Genomic DNA, 1,262 nt, shown 5'->3' on the forward strand with positions numbered 1-1,262 from the left:
GTTATTCATTTTTTTTTACGATCGAGTATTGCATATAATTGTATCATAATATTGATTCTGATTTAGGATTGCTATAGACTTTCTAGATTGTCGGGGTCTCCCTTCATACACTCTTTTAGATACTTTGTTTACTGAACAACCCAAAAAATCAGCAATTTTAGATTGAGTTTTGCCGTCATTGAGCAATAATAGGTAGTAATAAATATGTAGTGAAGTTTAATTACAGTAATTGAATACATAGGATAATTTTATTTATAAATAACTCAATCAAATTTTGTGATTTTAATATTTTTTTACGCGCTCGAATGTAGATTTAGTTACACTTATGCTATCATAAGTAACTATTGCGGGAATCCTTGATATCTGCCAACATTAGTTTAGTCATGTAATATGCTATTTTTACGACCAGACTGCCCTGATTGTGGTTCAAATCACATAGTTAAAAATGGTAGAATTCATAATAAAAACCCCAAATACAAATGTCAAAGTTGCGGTCGCCAAGAAAGTCGAAAATCCGACCAACAAAGTAATTAGCTCAGAAACAAAAGATTTAATCGATCGACTTCTTTTGGAGAAGATTTCTTTGGCTGGTATAGCTAGAAGCACGGGTGTTTCTCAAAAATGGTTACAGGATTACGTAAATAATAAATATGCCTCAATCGAACGCATAGTAAAGGTTACACCTAAAAAAAAGTCAGATTGAATGTTGAATGTGAGGAACTGCGGTCATTTGTAGATTGCCAAGAAAATAAGCAATGGGTGTGGCGCCGCAATGGATAGAGAAACAAGAGAAATTATTGGTGTTTATATTGGCGATCGTAGCGAAGAAGGAGCCAAACAATTATGGAATTCTCTACCTCCTGTATATCGACAATGTGCTGTTTGCTATACAGATTTTTGGCAGGCTTATGCTTGTATTTTTCCTTCGCTACGCCATCAGCCAGTTGGTAAAGACAGTGGAAAAACTAATCACATTGAAAGATTTAATAATACTTTGCGCCAACGTGTTTCTCGGCTCGTAAGAAAGACTCTTTCATTTTCTAAAAAGTTAGAAAACCATATTGGTGCTATTTGGTATTTTATTCATCATTACAACTATGTTTTGAGCCAATGAATATTTAATCACTACATATTTATCACTACCCAATAATAAAATTACAATACTCCGGACAGTTTTTAAGCAGTCAGAGTACCATAAGACAAGACTGAAGGAAGGTTAGGGTGATTTAAAATCAAATCCGGGTCTAAATCTAACTTATCAA

2 pseudogenes are annotated in these 1,262 nt (G+C 33.6%); one reads left to right on the forward strand and one right to left on the reverse strand.

The features are described 5' to 3' along the window. Positions 1–74: 74 nt before the first annotated feature. Positions 75–189: pseudogene (locus QUA80_RS33620) on the reverse strand (helix-turn-helix domain-containing protein); the annotation flags it as partial. 201 nt (positions 190–390) lie between these two features. On the opposite strand from QUA80_RS33620, the pseudogene QUA80_RS33625 reads away from it, so the two are divergent. After that, positions 391–1,114 (forward strand): annotated as a pseudogene (locus tag QUA80_RS33625) (IS1 family transposase). The last annotated feature ends 148 nt before the right edge of the window (positions 1,115–1,262 follow it).

The organism is Microcoleus sp. F4-D5 (assembly GCF_036704885.1).
GTDB lineage: Bacteria > Cyanobacteriota > Cyanobacteriia > Cyanobacteriales > Microcoleaceae > Microcoleus.